This window comes from Streptomyces sp. NPDC002773 (assembly GCF_040295605.1).
GTDB lineage: Bacteria > Actinomycetota > Actinomycetes > Streptomycetales > Streptomycetaceae > Streptomyces.
The window spans coordinates 1-1,493 of the sequence record NZ_JBEOVO010000072.1 but is presented as its reverse complement, the minus strand read 5'-3'; the positions used below and the strand labels follow the sequence as shown (position 1 = coordinate 1,493).

At 56.5% G+C, this 1,493-nt stretch carries 1 rRNA gene (running past one end of the window); it reads left to right on the top strand.

What is annotated here, in order from left to right:
• Nucleotides 1–1,460, top strand: a 23S ribosomal RNA gene (locus ABT034_RS35165) (it extends 1,523 nt beyond the left edge of the window).
• The last annotated feature ends 33 nt before the right edge of the window (nucleotides 1,461–1,493 follow it).

The window sequence follows — 1,493 nt, the reverse complement described above, 5'->3', positions numbered from 1 at the left end:
GCCCGGGCGGTGGTAGTCCCGGGGTAAGGGTGTAGGCCGTGTGATAGGCAAATCCGTCACACATTAAGGCTGAGACCTGATGCCGAGCCGATTGTGGTGAAGTGGATGATCCTATGCTGTCGAGAAAAGCCTCTAGCGAGTTTCATGGCGGCCCGTACCCTAAACCGACTCAGGTGGTCAGGTAGAGAATACCGAGGCGTTCGGGTGAACTATGGTTAAGGAACTCGGCAAAATGCCCCCGTAACTTCGGGAGAAGGGGGGCCACGTCTGGTGATCGGATTTACTCCGTGAGCTGGGGGTGGCCGCAGAGACCAGCGAGAAGCGACTGTTTACTAAAAACACAGGTCCGTGCGAAGCCGTAAGGCGATGTATACGGACTGACGCCTGCCCGGTGCTGGAACGTTAAGGGGACCGGTTAGTGACCTTTCGGGGTTGCGAAGCTGAGAACTTAAGCGCCAGTAAACGGCGGTGGTAACTATAACCATCCTAAGGTAGCGAAATTCCTTGTCGGGTAAGTTCCGACCTGCACGAATGGCGTAACGACTTCTCGACTGTCTCAACCATAGGCCCGGTGAAATTGCACTACGAGTAAAGATGCTCGTTTCGCGCAGCAGGACGGAAAGACCCCGGGACCTTTACTACAGTTTGATATTGGTGTTCGGTTCGGCTTGTGTAGGATAGGTGGGAGACTTTGAAGCAGCCACGCCAGTGGTTGTGGAGTCGCCGTTGAAATACCACTCTGGTCGTGCTGGATGTCTAACCTCGGTCCGTGATCCGGATCAGGGACAGTGTCTGATGGGTAGTTTAACTGGGGCGGTTGCCTCCCAAAGGGTAACGGAGGCGCCCAAAGGTTCCCTCAGCCTGGTTGGCAATCAGGTGTTGAGTGTAAGTGCACAAGGGAGCTTGACTGTGAGACCGACGGGTCGAGCAGGGACGAAAGTCGGGACTAGTGATCCGGCGGTGGCTTGTGGAAGCGCCGTCGCTCAACGGATAAAAGGTACCCCGGGGATAACAGGCTGATCTTCCCCAAGAGTCCATATCGACGGGATGGTTTGGCACCTCGATGTCGGCTCGTCGCATCCTGGGGCTGGAGTCGGTCCCAAGGGTTGGGCTGTTCGCCCATTAAAGCGGTACGCGAGCTGGGTTTAGAACGTCGTGAGACAGTTCGGTCCCTATCCGCTGCGCGCGCAGGAATATTGAGAAGGGCTGTCCCTAGTACGAGAGGACCGGGACGGACGAACCTCTGGTGTGCCAGTTGTCCTGCCAAGGGCATGGCTGGTTGGCTACGTTCGGGAGGGATAACCGCTGAAAGCATCTAAGCGGGAAGCCTGCTTCGAGATGAGTATTCCCACCTCCTTGAGAGGGTAAGGCTCCCAGTAGACGACTGGGTTGATAGGCCGGATGTGGAAGCCCAGTAATGGGTGGAGCTGACCGGTACTAATAGGCCGAGGGCTTGTCCTCAGTTGCTCGCGTCCACTGTGTTAGTTCTGAAG